Genomic DNA, 20,066 nt, shown 5'->3' with positions numbered 1-20,066 from the left:
TTATAACGTTATGACGTTAGTTTAATCAATTTATGGCAGTTTGTCAATAGTTTTTCCAAAATAAATAAAAAAAGAAGATCTCGACCAGAAAATTGACCAAAACAGATCAAAATAATGACGAAATCTTCTTACAAAACCAATAAAGCCCAGGCCAGCCTGTCTCAACCATTGTCAATCCAGCTGCAGCTCTACCTTATATTTATAATATTCAGGATTATAAAACATCTCTACATACTCAAAAGGTATCCTGTCACCCGAATAAGTTACACGTTCCTTATAAAAGACAGCCGTCCGGGCCACAAGTCCCAGTACCTCCAAAATCCGCGAAGATGGAACCTTTACCTCGAGCAGTTCCGTGGCCGTGGTGGGAATGATACCGCCTGACTTAAGAATTGCGTAGAGGGAAACATCCGGGCCAAACTGCCCGGCCTTAAGCTCCAGGCTCGGAAGTCTTTTGATATATGATTTGTGAAGACCCACCACCACTCCCTCACGGTACCGTTTTCTCTCAACATAATACACCGTCTCTCCGGCCTTAAGCTCCAATGACTGTGCCACCTTCTGATCCGGTACCATCTCCTTAAAATCCAGGAGCTCCGAACTGGCATTTTCCCCATACAGCTTTACATCATCCGTAAAGCTGGTCAGCTTCTTCATATCGTAGGCATGCTTTGACTTACAGACAATCGTTCCCTTTTTTCCCCTGTTTTTTTCAACCAGCCCTTCCTGGGCCAGCATTTCGACCGCTCCCCTTACAGTAACTCTGCTAACCCCATATATGCGCTCAAGCTCCGGTTCCGAGGGAATTTTGTCGCCTGTTTTCAGAACGCCACTCTGAATTTTTTTGAGCAGATCCAGATATATCTGATAATGCAGAGGTACCTTTATTTTTTTATCTATCACCGAATCCATGTTGCCACTTGACCTCCTGTACCTTTCTCATACTACACCTAAAACATTATAACCTTATGACGTTATTATATCACCATAACACAAATTTATCATCACCTTTTTTATAACTTTAAAAAAATCAGAAAATTGAAAAGTTAAATTCCACTTCTCTATATGAAAACCCTTTCCTGATAATAATTTGCGTTAAAGCGTCGAAGTTTAACGCGTAAAAGCGTTGACAACTTTCCTGCAATGGATTACAATGGGGAATATATTTGCAAAAGAGAGGACATAAAAAACATGATCATTATTATGAAACCTAACGCTTCTGAGGAAGCTGTTGGTAAAATAAAAGACTTAATCGAATCAAACGGACTTCAGGCTCATTTATCAAAAGGGACGGAAGTGACAATCGTAGGCGTTGTAGGCGATAAGACAAAACTCCAGGGCGCAAACATTGAGATGTTAGAAGGTGTTGACAAGATCGTTGCCGTAACCGAAACCTACAAGCTGGTGAATAAAAAATTTCATCCGGAAGATTCCATTATAACCATTGGAAACGCAAAAATCGGACCCGGCCATCTCACCATAATGGCAGGTCCATGCGCCATAGAAAATCACGATATGGTACTTGAAACTGCTTTTGCAGTAAAAAAAGCAGGCGCCCAGTTCCTGCGCGGCGGAGCCTATAAGCCAAGAACCTCTCCATACGCATTTCAGGGTCTTGAGGAGGAAGGGCTGAAATACATGAAAGAAGCCAGGGAAGCCACCGGGCTTAACATAGTCTGTGAAGTCACAAGCCTGCGGGCTCTTGAAACATCCGTAAAATATGTGGACATGATCCAGATCGGTGCAAGGAATATGCAGAATTTCGAGCTTTTAAAAGAAGCAGGAAAAGCTGGCATCCCGGTTCTGTTAAAGAGAGGCCTGTCCGCTACCATTGATGAATGGCTGAATGCCGCAGAATACATTGCTTCTGAAGGTAATACAAATATCGTGCTTTGCGAACGGGGGATCCGTACCTTCGAGACTGCTACCAGAAACACCCTGGATATCAGTGCCGTACCGGTTATCCGCGCTAAGAGCCACCTACCAATCATCATTGACCCAAGCCACGCCACCGGAGTACGGGCTTATATTGAGCCGATTTCCAAGGCTGCCATAGCAGTAGGTGCTGACGGGATCATCGTGGAAGTTCATCCATGCCCATCCTGCGCTCTGTCCGACGGCCCCCAGTCCCTGACCTTTGAACAGTTTGATAATTTGATCGATGAATTAAAACCTTACGCCAAGCTTGCGGGGAGGACATGTGAATGAGCGATGCCACCATTGCCTTTATCGGGCTTGGTCTCATCGGCGGTTCTATCGCCAGAGGGATCAAGCGTGAAGAACCAGATACAAAAATCATGGCCTACATGCGCACCCGTTCCAGGCTTTTGCAGGCAAAGGAAGACGGGATCGTTGATGTCATCTTAGATGGAGTCGGAGAAGAACTCCGGGAATGCGATCTTATCTTCCTCTGTACTCCTGTGGAGTACAACGCAAAGTATTTGTCAGAAATCCAGCCTTTCTTAAAGCCTGGAGCCATCATTACCGACGTAGGAAGCACCAAGACGGATATCCATGAGGAAGTAAGCCGTCTTGGCATGGAAAGCAGGTTTGTGGGAGGACACCCTATGGCCGGTTCGGAAAAGACCGGATATGAGAACTCCACCGACCATTTGCTTGAGAATGCTTATTATATCATTACCCCTACCCAGGCTTCTTCAGAGGAACAGGTAAGCCGTCTGGTGCGGATCGCAAACATGATCGGCTCCATTCCCCTCGTCCTCAATTATGAAGAGCATGACTTTATCACCGCAGCAATCAGCCATCTGCCCCATATCGTAGCCTCCAGTCTGGTAAACCTTGTAAGGGCTTCCGATAATGAAGAAGGGCTTATGAAACGGCTTGCTGCCGGAGGTTTTAAGGACATTACAAGAATCGCTTCTTCCTCTCCGGAAATGTGGGAACAGATCTGTATGACAAACAACCAGAATCTTTCTGTGATTCTGGAACGCTATATTGCCTCTTTAAGTCAAGTCCTGGGTGAGCTTAAAGCAAATGACAAACAATCGATTTACCAGCTATTTGAAACCTCCAGGGATTACCGCAACTCCTTTTCAGAAAAGGTACCGGGACTCATTGCTCCGGATTATTCCTTCACGGTGGATATGGCTGACGAAGTAGGCGCTATCTCCACCTTATCCGTCATCCTGGCCGCTAAAGGCATCAGCATTAAGAACATCGGCATCAACCACAACCGGGAGCACGGAGAGGGAACTTTAAGGATTGCGTTTTATGACAAAGAAACCATGGACAACGCATGGAAACAGCTGGAACGGTACCACTACGATTTAATTTCAAATTAAAAGAGAGGATTCCTATGAAATTCACAAAAGCCTCCCCTTTAAAGGGCGAAATAACCATACCAGGTGACAAGTCCATCTCTCACCGCAGCGTGATGTTTGGTTCTATTGCAAAAGGAACCACGGAAATCAGCCACTTTCTCCAGGGGGCTGACTGTCTTTCCACCATCTCCTGCTTTAAGAAAATGGGAATTCAGATTGAAAACAACCATGACACTGTCATTGTCCATGGCAATGGACTCCGGGGCTTAAAAAAACCGGAAACAATCTTAGACTGTGGAAACAGCGGAACCACCACACGCCTGATCTCCGGTCTTCTGGCTGCCCAGGATTTTGATGTAACCTTAACCGGTGACGAATCCATTAGGAAACGACCTATGAAGCGCATTATGGAGCCTTTATCCTTAATGGGGGCTGATATAAAGAGCGTAAAGGAAAATGGCTGTGCTCCTCTTTCCATAAGCGGTAAAAAGCTTCACGGCATCCATTATACAAGCCCGGTAGCTTCCGCCCAGATAAAATCCTGCATCCTATTAGCCGGACTGTATGCAGAGGGCGAAACAATGGTGACGGAACCTTATGTATCCAGAAACCATTCGGAAATCATGCTGAACTATTTTGGGGCCAATGTTAAGACAGAAGGAACCACCGCCTGCATCGCTCCCGCCGAAGAACTCTACGGGAATAAGATCGTTGTTCCGGGGGATATCTCTTCTGCTGCTTACTTTATTGCGGCAGGCCTGATGATTCCGGGATCAGAAATACTGATTAAGCATGTCGGAATTAACCCTACCCGGGACGGAATCATACACGTTTGCCAGGATATGGGAGCTGATATCACTCTTTTGGAAGTAAATACGGATTCCGGGGAACCTACTGCGGATATTCTGGTAAAATCAGGCTCTCTGCACGGCATTACTATCGGCGGAGCTATTATCCCTACCCTCATCGATGAGCTTCCCATGATCGCCGCCATGGCCTGCTTAGCAGAGGGTGAAACCATTATTAGGGATGCGGCGGAATTAAAGGTAAAGGAATCCAACCGTATTGAGGTTATGGTGAGGAATTTATCTGCCATGGGAGCCGATGTAGAGGAAACAGAGGATGGCATGATCATCAGAGGCGGAAAGCCTCTTCGCGGTGCTGTCATAGACAGCAAGCTGGATCACCGGATCGCCATGACCTTTGCAGTTGCAGGGCTTTGTGCAGAAGGAGAAACAGAAATCTTAGGCGCAGAATGCGTGAATATCTCTTATCCTGGCTTCTATCAGGATCTGGAGAGATTGATGAAATAAAATAGATCAGCCATACATTTATGTCTGATTACAAAAATGCCGGGAGAACTTAAGTTCAACCCGGTATTTTTATTGATTCTATAAAACTTCGATTTGGCACATCTTCATAGCCTCTAACGAATTTTCATGGCTTTTTACAGTCACACCCGCACAGCAGGAGGAGTCCACCAGCACCGGAGTCTCAGGAAGAAAAGCTTTGACCAGCAGGGCATTGGAAATTACACAGATGTCCGTACATAAACCAACAAGTTCAATGGATTCATATTCTCTTTCTGTCACATATTCTCCAAGCACTGAGCTTCCAAACGTGTTTTTTTCAAAACGTATTCCCTGAAATTCCTTTAAGGAATTATCAAGCTCCCATCCGGCTGTTCCCCTGACACAATGAACGACTGGAAGCTTTTTCCCCTCCTGAGAGTTAAGATAATTCTCCTCGTGGGTATCCAGGGTGAAGATCACTTCATCTCCTGCTGCCTGATATTCCTCTATTTTTCTTTTTACCTTAGGAACAATAGACACCGCCTCGGGCGTTCCCAGGGAGCCGTCGATAAAATCCTTTTGCATATCTACTACGATTAACAACTTTTTCATGGACAAACCTCCGATAATAAATAGTGTTTATAGTTTAACACATTTGCACTCATTAGCATATTATTTTTCTTCACATTTTTGCTGGAATTATTTTTACTTTAATGCCATCTTCGTTTACATCTATATAAGATACAAGGAGGTATAAAATTACGTTCTCTCCGTTCCCACTTACGAAAAGTGAAATTTCCGCAGCAATCAATAAAAAGAAATGTATGGATGGATAGCAATTAATATAGTATAATTTTTCGATAATAATGAAAGTTGATATAAAGATAATTTATATTAGTTTTGATCAGAAAGTAAGGTGATGAAAATGCACAGCAATGTTGCAGCCATGTTTAACGATTGGGAAGAAGCTCTAATATGGTCATGTTTGCAAGGCCATATGGGAAATATTATCTTGGATAATGAAAAAAATCCCTCGTCTGCAATGATTGAAATCGGTGACTTCTGCTTTTTCGCAGGCCAGCCAAATACCGCCCTTTTTCATGATTTAGAAGGAGAAAAGCTGCTCATACCGAAAGATAAGGCTTGGGAAGCACTGATCGAGAATTTTTTTGATGGGCGGGTGAGTAAAATATTTCGCTATGCAATTAAAAAGGAACCAGATGTTTTTGATAAAGCAAGATTGGCTTCTTTTATTAATGGTCTCGATGATTGTTATGAGCTTCGGATGATAGACAGGGAAGTATATGAATTAGCTGGACAGGAAGCATGGTCCGTGGATTTATGTTCTCAGTTTAAAGATTATGCTGACTATCAGCGGCGTGCATTCGGGGTATCAATATTACACAATGGTGAATTGGTGGCAGGTGCTTCCCCCTATGCTGTTTATAATAATGGTATTGAAATAGAGATAGATACAAAACCCGATTATAGAGGCAAGGGACTAGCGACAGTATGCGGCGCCAAATTGATTCTTGAAAGCCTGGAACGAAATGTTTATCCAAGTTGGGATGCTCATGACTTACGTTCTGTAGCTTTAGCGGAAAAACTCGGTTATCACCTTTCTCATCCATATGTAACATATGAACTGATAGGCAGGTAGGCAGACAGGCAATTTCTGACTTTTTCTAATTAACAGTTGACAAATCCATACAGACGTATTAATATACTGTTTAAATGAAACAAAAATAAAACCGTTGAAAAAGAAGAGTAAGCTTTCCAGGCAATATTTCAGAGAGCCGCCGTTGGTGCGAGTGCGGTATAAAGCTGATAGCTGAATGGACTTTTGAGGGCGGCCCCGAACCATTGTTCCAGTAGGGGCTGACGGAGACCACAACCGTTATTTCTCGTGGCATATATGTTAGTATATGAAAAGTGGGCTTTAATAAAGTCAATTTGAGTGGCACCGCGGATTGTATGATTCGTCTCAAGTACGTTTTTTTGCGTACTTGGGACTTTTTTTATTTTCAGGATATCCGTTCCCTCTTCTTGCCAACGGAAACCATCTTAAGGAGGAAATATTATGAAAAAATCGATTAAAACCCTGTTACTGGCTGCTGTGGCAGCTGCCGCACTCTCCGGCTGTTCTTCCAAGGCAGCTCCGGAAAAAACTGCTGATAATAATTCTACAACCCAGGCATCTTCTGGTACTGAGGCTGGAAATGCTGCAGACGGCACATCCTATACCATCGGTGTCGGACAGTTTGCAGAGCACGGTTCCCTTGATAACTGCCGGGAAGGCTTTATACAGGGCCTTGCAGAAGAAGGAATCGAGGAAGGGAAAAACTTAACCGTCATGTATGAAAATGCTCAGGCTGACGGAGGAACCGCAAGCCAGATCGTTAATAACTTCCTTTCCAGAAAAGTGGATTTGATCTGCGGCATCGCTACCCCAATGGCACAGGCTGCCTATAGCGGAGCAAAAAAGGCCAGCGTTCCCGTCATTTTCACAGCAGTTACAGATCCGGTTGCCGCGGCTCTGGCTAATGAGGATGGAACTCCGGTTGGGGAAATCACCGGAACCAGCGATAAGCTTCCAGTGGAAAAACAGCTGGAAATGATCCGCAAGATTCTTCCCGATGCTAAAACCATCGGCATCCTTTACAGCACCAGTGAGGTGAACTCAGAAACAGCAATCAAGGAATATAAAGCCGCAGCCGCTTCCTATGGCTTTGAAATCGTAGAAGGCCCGGTGTCCGCAACTGCTGATATCCCCCTGGCAACTGACAGCATTCTGGAAAAGGTTGACTGCTTAAACAACTTAACGGATAACACCGTAGTAAGCTCTCTTCCACTGATCCTGGATAAGGCCGGAAAGAAGAACATACCAGTATTCGGTAGTGAAGTAGAACAGGTTAAAATCGGCTGTCTGGCTTCCATTGGTCTTGATTATGTGGATTTAGGCAAACAGACCGGTAAAATGGCCGCAAAGGTATTAAAGGGCGAAGCAAAAGCAAGCGAAATAAACTTTGAAGTGATCAAAGAAGCCGCATTCTACGGAAATTCAAAGGTTGCCGAAAACCTGGGAATTACCCTTCCGTCAGAGCTTACCGATTCCGCTGCTGAAATTTTTACAGAGATTGCCCACTAGTAGCAAATCGAGGATTCGCAAACCGCGACCCTACCTGCTTAAGTTAAATACAAGGAATATAATTGGAGGAAGTTAAACCATGTCAATCATACTTGGCGTTTTGGAAGAAGGCCTGGTCTATGCCATTATGGCGCTGGGCGTTTACATCACTTATAAGATTCTGGATTTTCCGGATCTTTCAGTCGATGGAACCTTCCCTTTGGGAGGCGCAATTACCGTTACCATGATCCTGGCCGGAATAAACCCGGTGGCAACGCTATTTATTGCCTTTGCTGTCGGTGCCCTGGCCGGATGCATCACAGGCTTTATACATGTAAAATTAAAGGTACGGGATCTTCTGTCAGGTATCATTGTCATGACTGCCCTCTATTCTGTGAACCTAAGGGTAGCCGGAAAGTCCAATGTCCCATTTTTTAATAATGATTCCATCTTTGAAAACAGTTTTGTAAGCCGCCTGTTTCCCGGGAAGCTTGCAGATATCAGCGTTATGATTATATTAGCGGTCATTGTGGTGATCGTTAAGCTTTTGCTTGATCATTATCTAAAGACCCGCTCCGGCTATTTGTTAAGGGCTGTGGGTGACAATGAAACCCTTGTTACCTCTCTTGCCAAGGACAAAGGCATGGTAAAGATCATCGGCCTTGCCATCGCAAACGGCCTGGCTGCACTGGCCGGTTCCGTATACTGCCAGCAAAAAGGTTTTTTTGAAATCAGTATGGGAACGGGTACCATTGTGATCGGCCTTGCCAATGTAATCATTGGAACAAAGCTGTTTAAACGGGTTGGGTTTGTAAAATCCACCACTGCAGTCATTATCGGATCTATCATTTACAAAGCCTGCGTGTCTTTTGCCATTTATCTTGGAATGGAAGCATCGGATTTAAAACTGATCACATCAGTGCTGTTCCTGGCTATTCTGGTGCTCAGTAACGGCAGGGAAAAGAAGGTGAAACAACATGCTTGAACTTCAAAACATCAATAAATACTACAACCAGGGAACGGTCAATGAGACGTGCCTGTTCCAGAACTTTAATCTCACCATTAAAGACCAGCAGTTCGTATCTGTGGTAGGAAGCAACGGCTCCGGTAAGACTTCCATGTTAAACATCATCTGCGGAAGCATTCCTTTGGACAGCGGTTCTATCCTGGTAGGCAGCGTCGACATCACCAACATGCCGGAATTTAAGCGCCAGCGCCGTATCGGAAGAGTCTACCAGAACCCGGCAATGGGCACATGTCCCAATATGACCATCCTGGAAAATATGGCTCTGGCCGATACCAAGGGAAAGCCTTTTAATCTTCTTCCCGGTACAAACAAGCAGCGGATAACCTATTACAGGGAGCAGCTTCGTTTCCTGGGCCTTGGCTTAGAGGATAAGCTGCATGTAAAGGTGGGCGTTCTTTCCGGCGGTCAGAGGCAGGCTATGGCTCTTCTCATGTCCACCATGACTCCCATTGAATTCCTGATCTTAGATGAGCACACCGCTGCCCTGGATCCCAAAACTGCCGAGAACATCATGGTACTGACAGATAAGATTGTAAAGGAAAAGCATTTGACCACCATTATGGTTACCCATAACCTTCGGTATGCAGTAGAATACGGAAACCGCCTGCTGATGATGCATCAGGGAAATGCCATCATTGATACAGAAGGGGACGAAAAGTCCAATATGGATGTAGAACACATTTTAGATAAATTCAATGAGATCAGCATTGAATGCGGTAATTAGATCATTATAATTATTTCAATAAAAGAAGATCCGGCAAGGTACCTTGCCGGATCTTCTTTTGACTGCCCATTCTTACTTTTCACGCATCCACACAATCATTTCACCCTTGCCCCGGTTATTCCAGCAGCAATAAGGAATCGCTTTAAACGTATCATTCCTATAAGAAGGTCTTTCTTCCTCATAGAGAGAATCGCCTACCCTGGAGTAATCAATGCGCATGCCTTCCAGCCCGGCACACATGGTTCCGCCGAGCAATGATTCGTCAAACTCTTCCTTAGGCGGTACCGAACTGTCCATGATGTCTGATGCCAGATACTTGCCGTTATCCGCTTCCTCAAGACAATACACCATAGGCCCTTTCATCAGGCAGACCTTCCCGATGTTGTCACGAACTCTGGGATTGCATCTTACAAAGCGGAAAGAAACATCAAAAACCACTGTGATCTTATCTCCTGCCTTCCATTTACGTGTCAGATATATGTATCCTTTTTCCAGGCAAATGGCTTCCTTGACACCATTGACACTTAGTTCCGCTTTGCCGGAATAGGACGGTTTCCGGATCCCTACAGTAAACTCCTGCCCGTCTGTTTCCGGAGTAACTTCCAGTACTACATCATCTTTTACCGGATAATCAGAACTGAGTAGAAGCTCCACACGGCCAGAGGACAGGCCGGTTTCAATCCTGCTGCCGATAAATAAGTTCACGTATACAGTATTCTGCTCTGAAGCATACATATAATTGCCCAGGGAAGTAAGGGTCCTTGCAATATTAGGGGGACAGCAGGATACGCCAAACCAAAGCTGCCTTGTGGTCTTTACATGGCGGTAAGTCGGATTTTTCTCTGCAATCTCCGGAACCACCTCTAAAGGATTGACATAAAAGAAATGCTTCCCATCAAGGGCGATTCCCGCCAAAAGTGTGTTGTATAATGCCTTTTCTACTATATCTATATATTTTCCATCCTTTGTGATCCGAAACATCCGGTTGGAAAACATGGCAAGCCCCACTGTGGCGCAGGATTCCGAATAGTTTGAATTGTTCGGCAGATCATAATCCGTGGTAAATCTCTCCCCATAGGATGCAGAACCAATGCTTCCGGTGATGTACATCCGTTTTTCCACAATGTTGTTCCACAGGGTTTCGCATTGTTTTAACAGTTCTTTATCCTGATATTCATAAGCTAAGTCAGCCATAGCGCTGTATAAATAAACTGCCCGCACCGCATGCCCTTCCGCTGTTTCCTGTTCCTTCAAAGGCATATGGGATTGGTTATAATCCAGGTCAAAATCTTTAAATTCCGGAAAGATGAAATTCTGATTCTTGATACAGTCTTCGTTTAAAAAATAACAAGGTCTTTCCCCTCTGGTACGCACAAAAAAATCAGCCAGTTCCAGATATTTTGTCATTTTTGTTACCCGGTAAAGCTTTACCAGAGCCAGCTCTACTTCCGGGTGCCCCGGATAGCCATGGATTTTCTCCTCTTCCCTGCCAAATACCTTACACATGAAATCGGCAAACTTACAAACCACTTGAAGAAATCTCTTCTTGCCCGTTGCTTCATAATATGCCACAGCCGCTTCGATCATATGTCCTGCGGTGTAAAGCTCGTGACCCTCAAACAAGTTAGACCACCGCCTATTGCCTGTAATTGAGTAATACGTATTCAAATATCCATCTTCGCACTGGGCTCTGGCAATTAAATCGATGGCGCTGTCAGCGGCGGCTTCCAGTACCGGATTCTTCTTTTTAGCGAGGGAATAGGCGACGGCTTCCAGCCATTTGGCAACATCCGTATCCTGAAATACCACGCCCTTGTGTTCTCCCTTTTCATCGCCGCAGGCAATTCGGAAATTTCTGATGCAATAGCTTTTTTCGGCCCCTTCTACCCGATCATTGATCAGCTCCCATTGAAAGGGTAATATAACATTATCCACCAGATCAATATACCTGTTCCAGAATGGATCATTAATTATAATGCTTTTTAAATCCACTGTTGTCAACTTACCAGCTTCCATATCTTTTCCTCACTCATCAATTAGTTTTTATTCATAAACCTCAGATTCGTTCCGATTCTTTACCGACTCTCCTTCGATCAGGGCGCAGGGCAGGGTGATGTTTACATCTCCCACACTGGTTCCATGAATGCTTTCCAGCAACAGCTCCATGGAACGGTATCCCATTTCCTGAAGAGGCCTTTCCACCGTGGTGATTCTTGGAGTCACATACTGGACAATATCTCCATTATCAAAACCCGTAACTGAAATATCGTCTGGAATTTTAAGTCCGAGCTCTCTCGCAGCATCATAAACACCCACTGCCATATCGTCGTTCATCGCTACAATCGCAGTTGGAAAGTTCTTTTTATTAAGAAGCTTTCCGGCTGCCTCCTTTCCGTCCCGGTACTTCCAGTTTCCGCAGACAATGTTCTCAGGCTTTAATTCTATCCCTGCCTCGTCCAAGGCTCTCTGAAAGCCTTTAAACCGGAGGGCAGCAGGCTCTGATCCCTTAAGCCCGTTGATCACGCCAAACTCCTTGTGTCCATTGCTTATTAACATCTGTGTCATCTGGTAAACTGTTTTTTCGTTGCTATAGCGGACCGAGGATCCTTCCTCATCCGTATAGCAGTAGCAATATACCACCGGTTTTTTTATATCATGAAGCACATGGCTTATTTTGCGGTCATGCATCCCCACATAAATAATGCCATCCACCTGCATTCCGATTAATACATCCACCGCCTTGTCGATGTCCTTCTGAAAATTTGAAATATGTTCAAACTGGGATTCTATCTTGCTAAGAAGCCTTAAATTGTTTAAGATGGTATTATATCCTCTGGCTTCCGCAATTTCATTGATCCCGTCAATGATATGAGCCGTATGCCAGACGGTAATGTCTTCAACAATCACACCGATCAGGAACGATTCATTTGTCCGAAGACTTTTCGCCAGGATATTGGACCGGTATCCTGTTTCTTTTATGATCTTTTTTACCCGTTTTCTTGTCTCTTCACTTACCTGAGCCGTATTATTGAGTACATATGATACTGTTGCTGCGGATACACCGGCCATAGAAGCAATTTCTTTTAATGTCATGGTAATACTCCTCTTTCCTCTTTTTCCGTTCCTTTATCCATCACTTCATGGCAGCCCATTTCCCTATCCTTTTAAACCGGAAGTTTTGATCCCCTCAACCAGGAATCTGGAACCAAACAGGTAAAGAAGCATCGGGGGCAGAATCATAAGAGATGAAGCTGCCATAATTGACGGCCAGTTAATAACAAATGCATTACCAGAAGTATACATAAATGTCGTCATTAATGCAATGGTCAGCGTTCTCCACTTGTCGCTGTTAATATAGAACACCGGCTGGGTCAGCTCATTCCACCAGAATACACTGGACAGCACGCCAATTGTGGTAAAGGTGGATTTTGACAGAGGCAGCAACACTTTAAAAAACACGCCCAGCTTGCTGCATCCGTCTATGGTTGCTGCTTCATCCAGCTCCTTTGGGATTGACCGGAAAAATTGCCGGAAAAGAAATACATTATAGGGATAAGCAAAAAATGACGGGACGATCATGGGGAGAAGGGAATCAAGCCAGCCGATCTTCCCAAACATAATGTACTGTGGAATAATCAGGGCAATACCCGGAATCATCATCGTTCCCACAATCAATGAAAATATTAAGTTCTTCCCAGGAAATTCCATTCTTGCAAGAGGATAGGCTACAAAGGAAGAGGATATTAAAGTCCCTAAGGTTGTACCTGCCATTAATAGAACAGTATTTCGTACATATAAATAATAGTTGGAATGAAAGAAGATGTAGTTAAAGTTCTCCAGGGTTACATTCTTAGGGATAATATCAGAAGAGGTGGTGAACTCTGTTAAATTTTTAAAACCTCCCGAAAACACCCATATGATCGGAGAAAACATGATAACAGCAACAAGAATCTTAAAAATAAAAATTAGAATCCTGCCTGCCTTTTTCTTTGCCTTTGCTGAATTCATGGCCTCTCCTCCTTAATTTTCGTAGTAGACAAGTTTTTTTGATACTGCAAATATGCCGATCCCAAAGCCACAGGCGATCAGAAACAGAACCACCGACAGAGCACAGGCATATCCGACCTTCATATTGCTGAAAGCTTCCTTATAGATCAAAAGGCTTAAAACCTGGGTCATCCCGTTAGGATCCCCGCTTTCCCCTGTCAATGGATAAAGCAGTGCAAAGGAACCGTTAAGCGCGCTGATGCAGCCCATAACCGCATTAAACAGAACAATGGGGGAGATCATGGGAAGCGTTACGCCGAAAAACTTCCGGAACGGGCTTGCACCGTCAATGTCACACGCTTCATAAAGTTCTCCGGGAACATCATTTAAGCCTGAGCGGAAGATCAGCATCATCTGTCCGGTGTTGTATGTAAACAGGGTAATAAAAAATACAGCAAGATAAATGGTGTGTTTGTCATACAGCCAGTTCACCATGATATTTTTTGCAGTTAGCTGTGAAATTATGGCATTTAAAAGACCTGCCTCTTTTCCGAAAATCGTACGGAATGTATACGCCAGCGCAACCGTCGGTATAACGGAAGGAAGAAAATAACAGAACTGGAATATGCCGTTTAATTTCTGTTTATAATTCAACAGCATAGCAAGAATCACTGCCCAGATCGTAGTAACCACCATCATAACAACCGTAAAAAACAAAGTCACTTTTATGGAATTCCAAAAGGTAGGACTTTGAACCATATTTACGTAATTTGCCAATCCTACAAAATTTGAAATACCGTTTAATTTCCGGTTTGTCAAACTCACTGCAAACATAAAAACGATGGGAAATAAGGTAAAACATATAAATCCTATAAACCATGGGGCACAAAAAGCATATGCAGTCAGATGATTCATAAGCTTCTTTTTATTTATCGGCTTCCTTTTCTCATTTTTCATAGCATTCACGATCCTTTCACTTAAAGGCACAAATGATTTCTCTTTACGGCCGCTTCCCTTCCGCTTTCCGTCTGTTCTGCGGCCGTTCCTGTACCTGGCTTAATTATTTCATCTGGCCTTATGAAAGCTTAATAGCCAATCGTCTCCTTTGCATACTGGGAAGCATTCTTAACCGCATCTTCCGGAGTTTTCTGTCCTAATACCGCTGAGTTAAATTCACTGATCGCATTGTTGGTTACGCCGGATGGCAAGCATGTATATCCAAATACGCCGGCTTTTAAGGAGTCTGTTATGGCATCCCAGTTTTCTATTGTAGTTACGCTCTCCACCTTCCAGTCTCCTTTTTCTGCTATGGATTTGATTGCAGAAGGATTGCCGCTTGCCTTAGAGTTAATGGCCTGCCCTTCCTCTCCCATCAGGTATTCAATTACCTTAAACGCGGAATCCTGATTCTTGCTCTTTGCGTTAATGCTGTAAAAACCGGTATGTAACGTGTTATATTTCAGTTTGTCGGTAGGTATTGAGGCTATATCCCAGTTAAAGGCAAGACCGCTGCCATAAGTTCCGATATTCCAGCTTCCCTGCCAGCTCATAGCCGCTTTTCCGGCTGCAAAAAGATCTGCAGTATCGGAAGAAGGTTCCGGCATGATGCCGTTTTTGACCATCTGTGTCACATCGGAGACAAAAGAAACTGCACCGTCGCCGATCACCATCTGGCCCTTGGCCGGGTCAAAAACCTGATCTCCTGCACCGCCGATCCCTGCCCACCAGGTCTGAGTGTTGGGAAGTGCGCTTCCATATACCTCAGTCGTGCCGTCAGCTGCCTTTTGGGTAAGCTTCTCTGCCGCTGCCTTATAATCTGCATAAGACCAGTCATTCGTCGGGTAGGCAATGCCTGCTGCATCAAACATATCCTGGTTGTAATACAGAATTTCCGTAGCCGCACACCACGGCAAACCATAGGTACCGCCCAGGCCCTCAGACAGCTTTGCTACCGCATCAATAAAATCATCCGTTTTAATTGTGGATTTGGCCAGATAATCATCAAGCGGAATAATTCCTCCTACCTGGGCAAAGTTAGCGATGTCATTTTCCCAGATCACATAGATGTCAACGGAATCATTCCCGGTTGAAACCATCTGGTTCAATTTAGAAGAATAATCACTTTCCGGGATTACTGTCACTTCCACGTCAATACCTGTTGCTTTTTCAGCCTGTAAATACATATTAAGTGCTTCGTCTTTACTCGGCTCATTCCAGACCGCAATGGTTACCTTCTTTCCTGCTTCGGCTGAATCTGTCTTACTGCTTTCCCCTGCCTTTGATTCAGTACTTCCAGCCACAGTCCCTTCCGGCTTTTCTGTTCCCTTGGCGCCGCAGCCGGCTAATGAACCACATGCCACAGCTGTTGACAGAAGCAATGCCAGTAATTTCTTTCTTCCCATAATAAACCCTCCAATAAATTATATTATTTTTTATTTAAACGATTAAATAACTTTTTTAAATTTTGGCTGATTGATATTAATATCTATCAGCCATACATAATCCATTTAATCGTTTAAATTAAATTTCAAAAAAAATATACACTATAATGTACAACTTTAATATATAATCTTTTTATTTATTTGTCAATATTTTAATTATAATTTATCTAATTCTTTTTTTATTAGTCATTTTTTATTTAAAGGTTTAAATTGAAAAGTTGGATTAATGCCCTGCTTCTGTAATTTGTCAATCACAGGACTGAATATGAAAATGAGGCAGGATTTCTGGAAATCCTGCCTCATCTGCCGGTATTACCTTTATTTTATCTGCTCATCTCGCTCTGAGGTCCCTTGTCATTATGGTCTTTTATAACGGTATTGACCTCACTTAAATCCGAAGTAGGAAGATCTCCTGGTATGGTATTCTTTAAAGCTGCGGTTGCATTGCCGTACTGGACTGCCTTCATGCAGTCCCCTCCGCTGCTTAAAAGTCCATAAAGAGCACCTGCAATATAAGCATCTCCACTTCCGATCCGGTCGACAACATCAATGTTGTGGTATGGGTCTTCCTCATAATATTCTTTTCTGGAAGCATCGTAAATCACGGAGCCAAAGGTATGGCTCTTGGGGCTGTGCACAATCCTTTGGGTGGAAGCCACAACGGAAATGGGATATTCCTCCGTAAAGCTCTTCATCATTTCCTTAACGGTCCCTTCCTTCTTAAAGGTCAGTCTGGCCGTTTCTTCTGAGCAGAAGAAAATATCCACATAGGGAAGAATCTCTTCAATGCATGCTCTGGCTTCCTCTCCGGTCCAGAGATTGCCGCGGAAATTCACATCGAAGGAAATGATGGTTCCTGTCTTCTTGAACTTTTTGATCATATCAATGGCTGTCTTCCTGGTATTTTCACACAAAGCCAGGGTGATTCCTGTGGTGTGGAAACAGGTAGTTGCCGTATACATCTCCTCAGGGAACGAAGAGGTGCTGATCTGGACAAAAGAACTGTTCTTTCTGTCGTAAATGACCTTGGGTTTTCTTGGATATGCTCCGTATTCATAATAATATAGCCCAAGTCTTGCGTTCGAGCTGTTATCGTAAACAAAATAGTCATCACTGATTCCATAGGAACGGACTTTGCTCTTTACAAAATTTCCTATATCATTAAACGGAAGCTGGGTAACCACGCCGGTATGAAGCCCTAAAAGAGCCGCGCCTACGGCAACATTAAGTTCTGCCCCGCCCACCTGTTTTTGAAAGGAATCTCCCCGGACAAGCCGTTCCACACCTTCTGGAGACAAGCGTAACAACAATTCTCCAAGGCTCAGTAAATCAAAAGGTCTGTCACTCATCTTGAACTTTCCTCCATAGTTTTTTAAAAGGGGAGTCATTGCCCAATGACTCCCCTTCTCTATTTCTTATCGATTATCTCTGAACACGTCCTGAACCGTCACCGCCAGCCAGAGTATCTACGTCTTCTCTGGTTACCAGGTTAAAGTCTCCAGGAATGGTGTGCTTTAATGCAGATGCTGCAACACCAAACTCCAGAGCACCCTTAAAGTCCTTACCGTCAGCCAGGCCGCAGATTACGCCAGCTGCGAAGGAATCGCCGCCGCCTACACGGTCAACGATAGGGGTAACGCGGTATTTTTTGGAGTGGTAGAACTCACGGGTTGCGCCATCCATGATGCATGCAGACCAGCCGTTATCGGAAGCTGAGTAGCTTTCACGCAGGGAGCTGATCACATATTTGAAGTTAAACTTATCGATCATCTGATTGAAGATGTCTACATAACCCTGTAATTCCAGTTCGCCGGAAGTTACATCGGTGTTGCCTGGCTTAAAGCCAAGTACCTTTTCTGCATCCTCTTCGTTACCGATGCACACATCAACGTACTGCATCAGGTTTGTCATAACTTTCTGAGCCTTCTCAGAAGACCATAATTTCTTACGGAAGTTTAAGTCTACGGAAACGGTTACTCCATGAGCCTTAGCTGCCTTTAAAGCTGCTTCAGTCAGTTCTGCCGCTTCATCGCTTACTGCCGGTGTGATTCCTGTGAAATGGAACCAATCTGCATCCTTAAAAATCTCGTCAAAGTTAAAATTTGCTGCAGTTGCTGTGGCGATGGAGGAATGTGCTCTGTCGTATACAACTGCAGATGCTCTCATGGCTGAACCTGTCTCTAAAAAGTAGATACCAAGTCTTTCGCCGCATTTTGCAATGTGCTTTGTTCCTACGTTGTATTTTCTTAAAGCAGCTACCGCACACTCACCGATGGGGTTCTTCGGAACTGCTGTTACAAATTCAACTTCATGTCCATAGTTTGCTAAGGAAACAGCTACGTTAGCTTCTCCGCCGCCATAGTTTACATCAAACTCATCTGCCTGAATAAATTTCTCATTATTGGGGGTAGATAATCTTAACATGATCTCGCCCATGGTTACAAGTTTTGCCATTTTGTATACTCTCCTAAAATTCTATTATTATTTTTTATAATTAGTTTTTTATTTGCGAGCTGCTGCTACTGCCTCAACAAATTCTTTTGCCTTCGCTGTTACTGCTGCAAAATCACCTGTCTTAGCGCCCTTTGTCAAGCTGCTTCCGGTACCAACAGCATAGGCTCCTGCCTTGATCCACTTATCAACGTTGTCAACGTCAACGCCGCCGGATGGCATGAAGTCACCCTGAGGAAGGGGTCCTTTAAAGGAGCTGATCGCATCCGGTCCCATGATGTTACCTGGGAAGATCTTAATAACGTCACAGCCGCACTCCAATGCGGTAATTGCTTCGGTAGGTGTCATAACGCCTGGAAGCATAGGAACTCTGTAACGGTTGCAAAGCTTGATGGTTTCTACATTTAAGCCTGGGCTTACGACATAATTAGCACCTGCAAGGATTGCTGCTCTTGCTGTTTCCGGGTCAAGAACTGTACCTGCCCCAATAACAACATCTTCATTTTTTCTATATTTTTCAGACATTTTTGCGATGAATTCAATTGGATTTCCTTCATCCATGGTCATTGTGATTTCAATAAAATTGATGCCGCCTGCAATGATGGCGTCTACTACCTTCTCGCCCTGCTCAAAGTCTTTTGCACGAACAACAGCTACAAGACAGTCTTTTTTCATCTTTGATAAAACCTGTTCTTTTTTCATCATCCTTATACTCTCCTTCTTCAATTTCGTATATACGAATTAATTTCATATTTACGATTCCTATACTTGAAATATTAATCGTTTCCATCCATTTTGTCAACAGGTATTCCTTATATTTTTCCAAGAAAGCCTAACAAACGGGAAACCTCCATGCTCTTTTCTGAAACCAGCTTTCCCAAAGCCTCATAATCATTCGAAGGCTTATAAAGACTGGATACGCTGATGGCTCCCAGCACATTGCCATCCCGGTCAAAAACCGGGGCCCCCACACACTGCATATGCTCCTCCATCTCCCTGGCATCAAATGCATAGCCTCTTTCCCTTACCTGCTTCAGTTCTTCCAGAAGCTGCCCTTTGTTTCTGATGGTTCTCTCGGTGTACTGAGTGAATTTCAGCCGGTTGATCATCTGCTCTCTGGCCTCCTCATCGCTGTAGGCGAGAATCACTTTTCCAAGAGAGGTACAATACATGGGATTCTTAGAACCAACGGTGGCTGTGGTTATAATAGGGTTTTCCGGTTCGAACTTACATATGTATACCACATGATGATCCGACGGAATCCCAAAAAATACCGTTTTTCCCACTTCCTTGGAAAATGCCTTGAGCACCGGCTCAATGATTCCGATAAAATCCAGATTATTGGTATAATTAATCCCGATGCGGTAGGCCATTAAGCCTATGGTATAATTCTGCTTTTGTCCCCTTGCTACATTCACCATGCCCATCTCGGCAAGGGTTGTCACAATATCGTAGGCGCTGGTCTTGGGCAGATCCAGCTTTTCACATAGATCGTCCAGAGTCGCTCCCTCCGGTGTTCTGGAGATCAGCTTTAAGATCTCAACGGTTCTTTGAGTCGTTCTGTTTAGTTTCATGGTTTGGCCTCCATTTCTATGTCCTAGTATACTCCGGAAAACCGGAAAAAAGCAAGATGATTTTCGCATATACGAAACATTTGTAAGCGTTTACAAAATGATAGGGATTTTGTTGGTTTATTTACGAAAACAATAAATCAGGGATTGTAATATTTATCATAA

At 43.9% G+C, this 20,066-nt stretch carries 18 protein-coding genes and 1 other annotated feature; of the genes, 7 read left to right on the top strand and 11 right to left on the bottom strand.

Annotated features, from left to right (window positions below):
* Nucleotides 1–171 precede the first annotated feature (171 nt).
* Nucleotides 172–912: a GntR family transcriptional regulator gene (locus BMW45_RS20980; RefSeq protein WP_092248548.1), complete on the bottom strand. Its 741-nt coding sequence runs from the start codon at nucleotides 910–912 to the stop codon at nucleotides 172–174.
* 279 nt (nucleotides 913–1,191) lie between these two features.
* Here BMW45_RS20980 and aroF point away from each other — a divergent pair, with 279 nt between their 5' ends.
* From aroF to aroA, 3 genes are read left to right on the top strand one after another with little or no spacing between them, the layout of a single operon-like run.
* Complete coding sequence (gene aroF, locus BMW45_RS20975) at nucleotides 1,192–2,208, top strand: 3-deoxy-7-phosphoheptulonate synthase (RefSeq protein WP_092248545.1); 1,017 nt, start codon at nucleotides 1,192–1,194, stop codon at nucleotides 2,206–2,208.
* On the top strand, nucleotides 2,205–3,302 hold the full coding sequence (locus BMW45_RS20970; RefSeq protein ID WP_092248542.1) for a prephenate dehydrogenase: 1,098 nt from the start codon (nucleotides 2,205–2,207) through the stop codon (nucleotides 3,300–3,302). Before aroF ends, BMW45_RS20970 begins: the two co-directional genes overlap by 4 nt.
* Before the next feature lie 14 nt (nucleotides 3,303–3,316).
* Nucleotides 3,317–4,594 (top strand): 3-phosphoshikimate 1-carboxyvinyltransferase, encoded by a 1,278-nt coding sequence (gene aroA, locus BMW45_RS20965; RefSeq protein WP_092248539.1) that lies wholly within the window; start codon nucleotides 3,317–3,319, stop codon nucleotides 4,592–4,594.
* 78 nt (nucleotides 4,595–4,672) lie between these two features.
* On the opposite strand, the gene BMW45_RS20960 is transcribed toward aroA, so the two are convergent.
* Nucleotides 4,673–5,185, bottom strand: a complete 513-nt coding sequence (locus BMW45_RS20960; RefSeq protein WP_025232614.1) for a cysteine hydrolase family protein — start codon at nucleotides 5,183–5,185, stop codon at nucleotides 4,673–4,675.
* A gap of 307 nt (nucleotides 5,186–5,492) precedes the next feature.
* Here BMW45_RS20960 and BMW45_RS20955 point away from each other — a divergent pair, with 307 nt between their 5' ends.
* The 4 genes from BMW45_RS20955 (at nucleotide 5,493) to BMW45_RS20940 (ending at nucleotide 9,451) form a co-directional block, all read left to right on the top strand.
* On the top strand, nucleotides 5,493–6,233 hold the full coding sequence (locus BMW45_RS20955) for a GNAT family N-acetyltransferase (protein ID WP_207649133.1): 741 nt from the start codon (nucleotides 5,493–5,495) through the stop codon (nucleotides 6,231–6,233).
* An 85-nt stretch (nucleotides 6,234–6,318) separates the two neighbouring features.
* Nucleotides 6,319–6,563, top strand: a binding site (T-box leader).
* 90 nt (nucleotides 6,564–6,653) lie between these two features.
* Entirely contained in the window at nucleotides 6,654–7,721 is a 1,068-nt protein-coding gene (locus tag BMW45_RS20950; protein WP_092248533.1) for an ABC transporter substrate-binding protein, read from the top strand.
* Nucleotides 7,722–7,800: 79 nt separating this feature from the next.
* Nucleotides 7,801–8,685, top strand: coding sequence for an ABC transporter permease (locus BMW45_RS20945; protein ID WP_092248530.1), 885 nt, complete (start codon nucleotides 7,801–7,803; stop codon nucleotides 8,683–8,685).
* Nucleotides 8,678–9,451 (top strand): ABC transporter ATP-binding protein, encoded by a 774-nt coding sequence (locus BMW45_RS20940; RefSeq protein WP_092248527.1) that lies wholly within the window; start codon nucleotides 8,678–8,680, stop codon nucleotides 9,449–9,451. The genes BMW45_RS20945 and BMW45_RS20940 overlap by 8 nt, the downstream gene beginning before the upstream one ends.
* A gap of 72 nt (nucleotides 9,452–9,523) precedes the next feature.
* On the opposite strand, the gene BMW45_RS20935 is transcribed toward BMW45_RS20940, so the two are convergent.
* The 9 genes from BMW45_RS20935 to BMW45_RS20895 all read right to left on the bottom strand — a co-directional run bounded on the left by BMW45_RS20935 (nucleotide 9,524) and on the right by BMW45_RS20895 (nucleotide 19,904).
* Complete coding sequence (locus BMW45_RS20935) at nucleotides 9,524–11,467, bottom strand: glycoside hydrolase family 127 protein (protein WP_092248524.1); 1,944 nt, start codon at nucleotides 11,465–11,467, stop codon at nucleotides 9,524–9,526.
* Nucleotides 11,468–11,494: 27 nt separating this feature from the next.
* The gene (locus BMW45_RS20930) at nucleotides 11,495–12,544 is read right to left on the bottom strand and encodes a LacI family DNA-binding transcriptional regulator (RefSeq protein WP_092248521.1); all 1,050 of its coding nucleotides are present in this window, start codon (nucleotides 12,542–12,544) and stop codon (nucleotides 11,495–11,497) included.
* A 63-nt stretch (nucleotides 12,545–12,607) separates the two neighbouring features.
* Entirely contained in the window at nucleotides 12,608–13,459 is an 852-nt protein-coding gene (locus BMW45_RS20925; RefSeq protein ID WP_092248518.1) for a carbohydrate ABC transporter permease, read from the bottom strand.
* A gap of 12 nt (nucleotides 13,460–13,471) precedes the next feature.
* Nucleotides 13,472–14,395 carry a carbohydrate ABC transporter permease gene (locus BMW45_RS20920; protein ID WP_207649131.1) on the bottom strand — a complete coding sequence of 308 codons (924 nt, stop codon included), beginning with the start codon at nucleotides 14,393–14,395 and terminating at the stop codon, nucleotides 13,472–13,474.
* Nucleotides 14,396–14,523: 128 nt separating this feature from the next.
* Nucleotides 14,524–15,840 carry an ABC transporter substrate-binding protein gene (locus BMW45_RS20915; RefSeq protein WP_092248515.1) on the bottom strand — a complete coding sequence of 439 codons (1,317 nt, stop codon included), beginning with the start codon at nucleotides 15,838–15,840 and terminating at the stop codon, nucleotides 14,524–14,526.
* Nucleotides 15,841–16,202: 362 nt separating this feature from the next.
* Complete coding sequence (locus BMW45_RS20910) at nucleotides 16,203–17,228, bottom strand: sugar kinase (protein ID WP_025232604.1); 1,026 nt, start codon at nucleotides 17,226–17,228, stop codon at nucleotides 16,203–16,205.
* A 73-nt stretch (nucleotides 17,229–17,301) separates the two neighbouring features.
* Nucleotides 17,302–18,333 carry a sugar kinase gene (locus tag BMW45_RS20905; protein ID WP_092248512.1) on the bottom strand — a complete coding sequence of 344 codons (1,032 nt, stop codon included), beginning with the start codon at nucleotides 18,331–18,333 and terminating at the stop codon, nucleotides 17,302–17,304.
* Nucleotides 18,334–18,381: 48 nt separating this feature from the next.
* Nucleotides 18,382–19,032, bottom strand: a complete 651-nt coding sequence (locus tag BMW45_RS20900) for a bifunctional 2-keto-4-hydroxyglutarate aldolase/2-keto-3-deoxy-6-phosphogluconate aldolase (RefSeq protein ID WP_092251146.1) — start codon at nucleotides 19,030–19,032, stop codon at nucleotides 18,382–18,384.
* A gap of 110 nt (nucleotides 19,033–19,142) precedes the next feature.
* On the bottom strand, nucleotides 19,143–19,904 hold the full coding sequence (locus BMW45_RS20895; protein ID WP_025232601.1) for an IclR family transcriptional regulator: 762 nt from the start codon (nucleotides 19,902–19,904) through the stop codon (nucleotides 19,143–19,145).
* Between the last annotated feature and the right edge of the window lie 162 nt (nucleotides 19,905–20,066).

Source organism: Lacrimispora sphenoides, from assembly GCF_900105215.1.
GTDB classification, from domain to species: Bacteria; Bacillota; Clostridia; order Lachnospirales; family Lachnospiraceae; genus Lacrimispora; species Lacrimispora sphenoides_A.
This window is presented reverse-complemented; position numbering and strand designations above follow the sequence as displayed.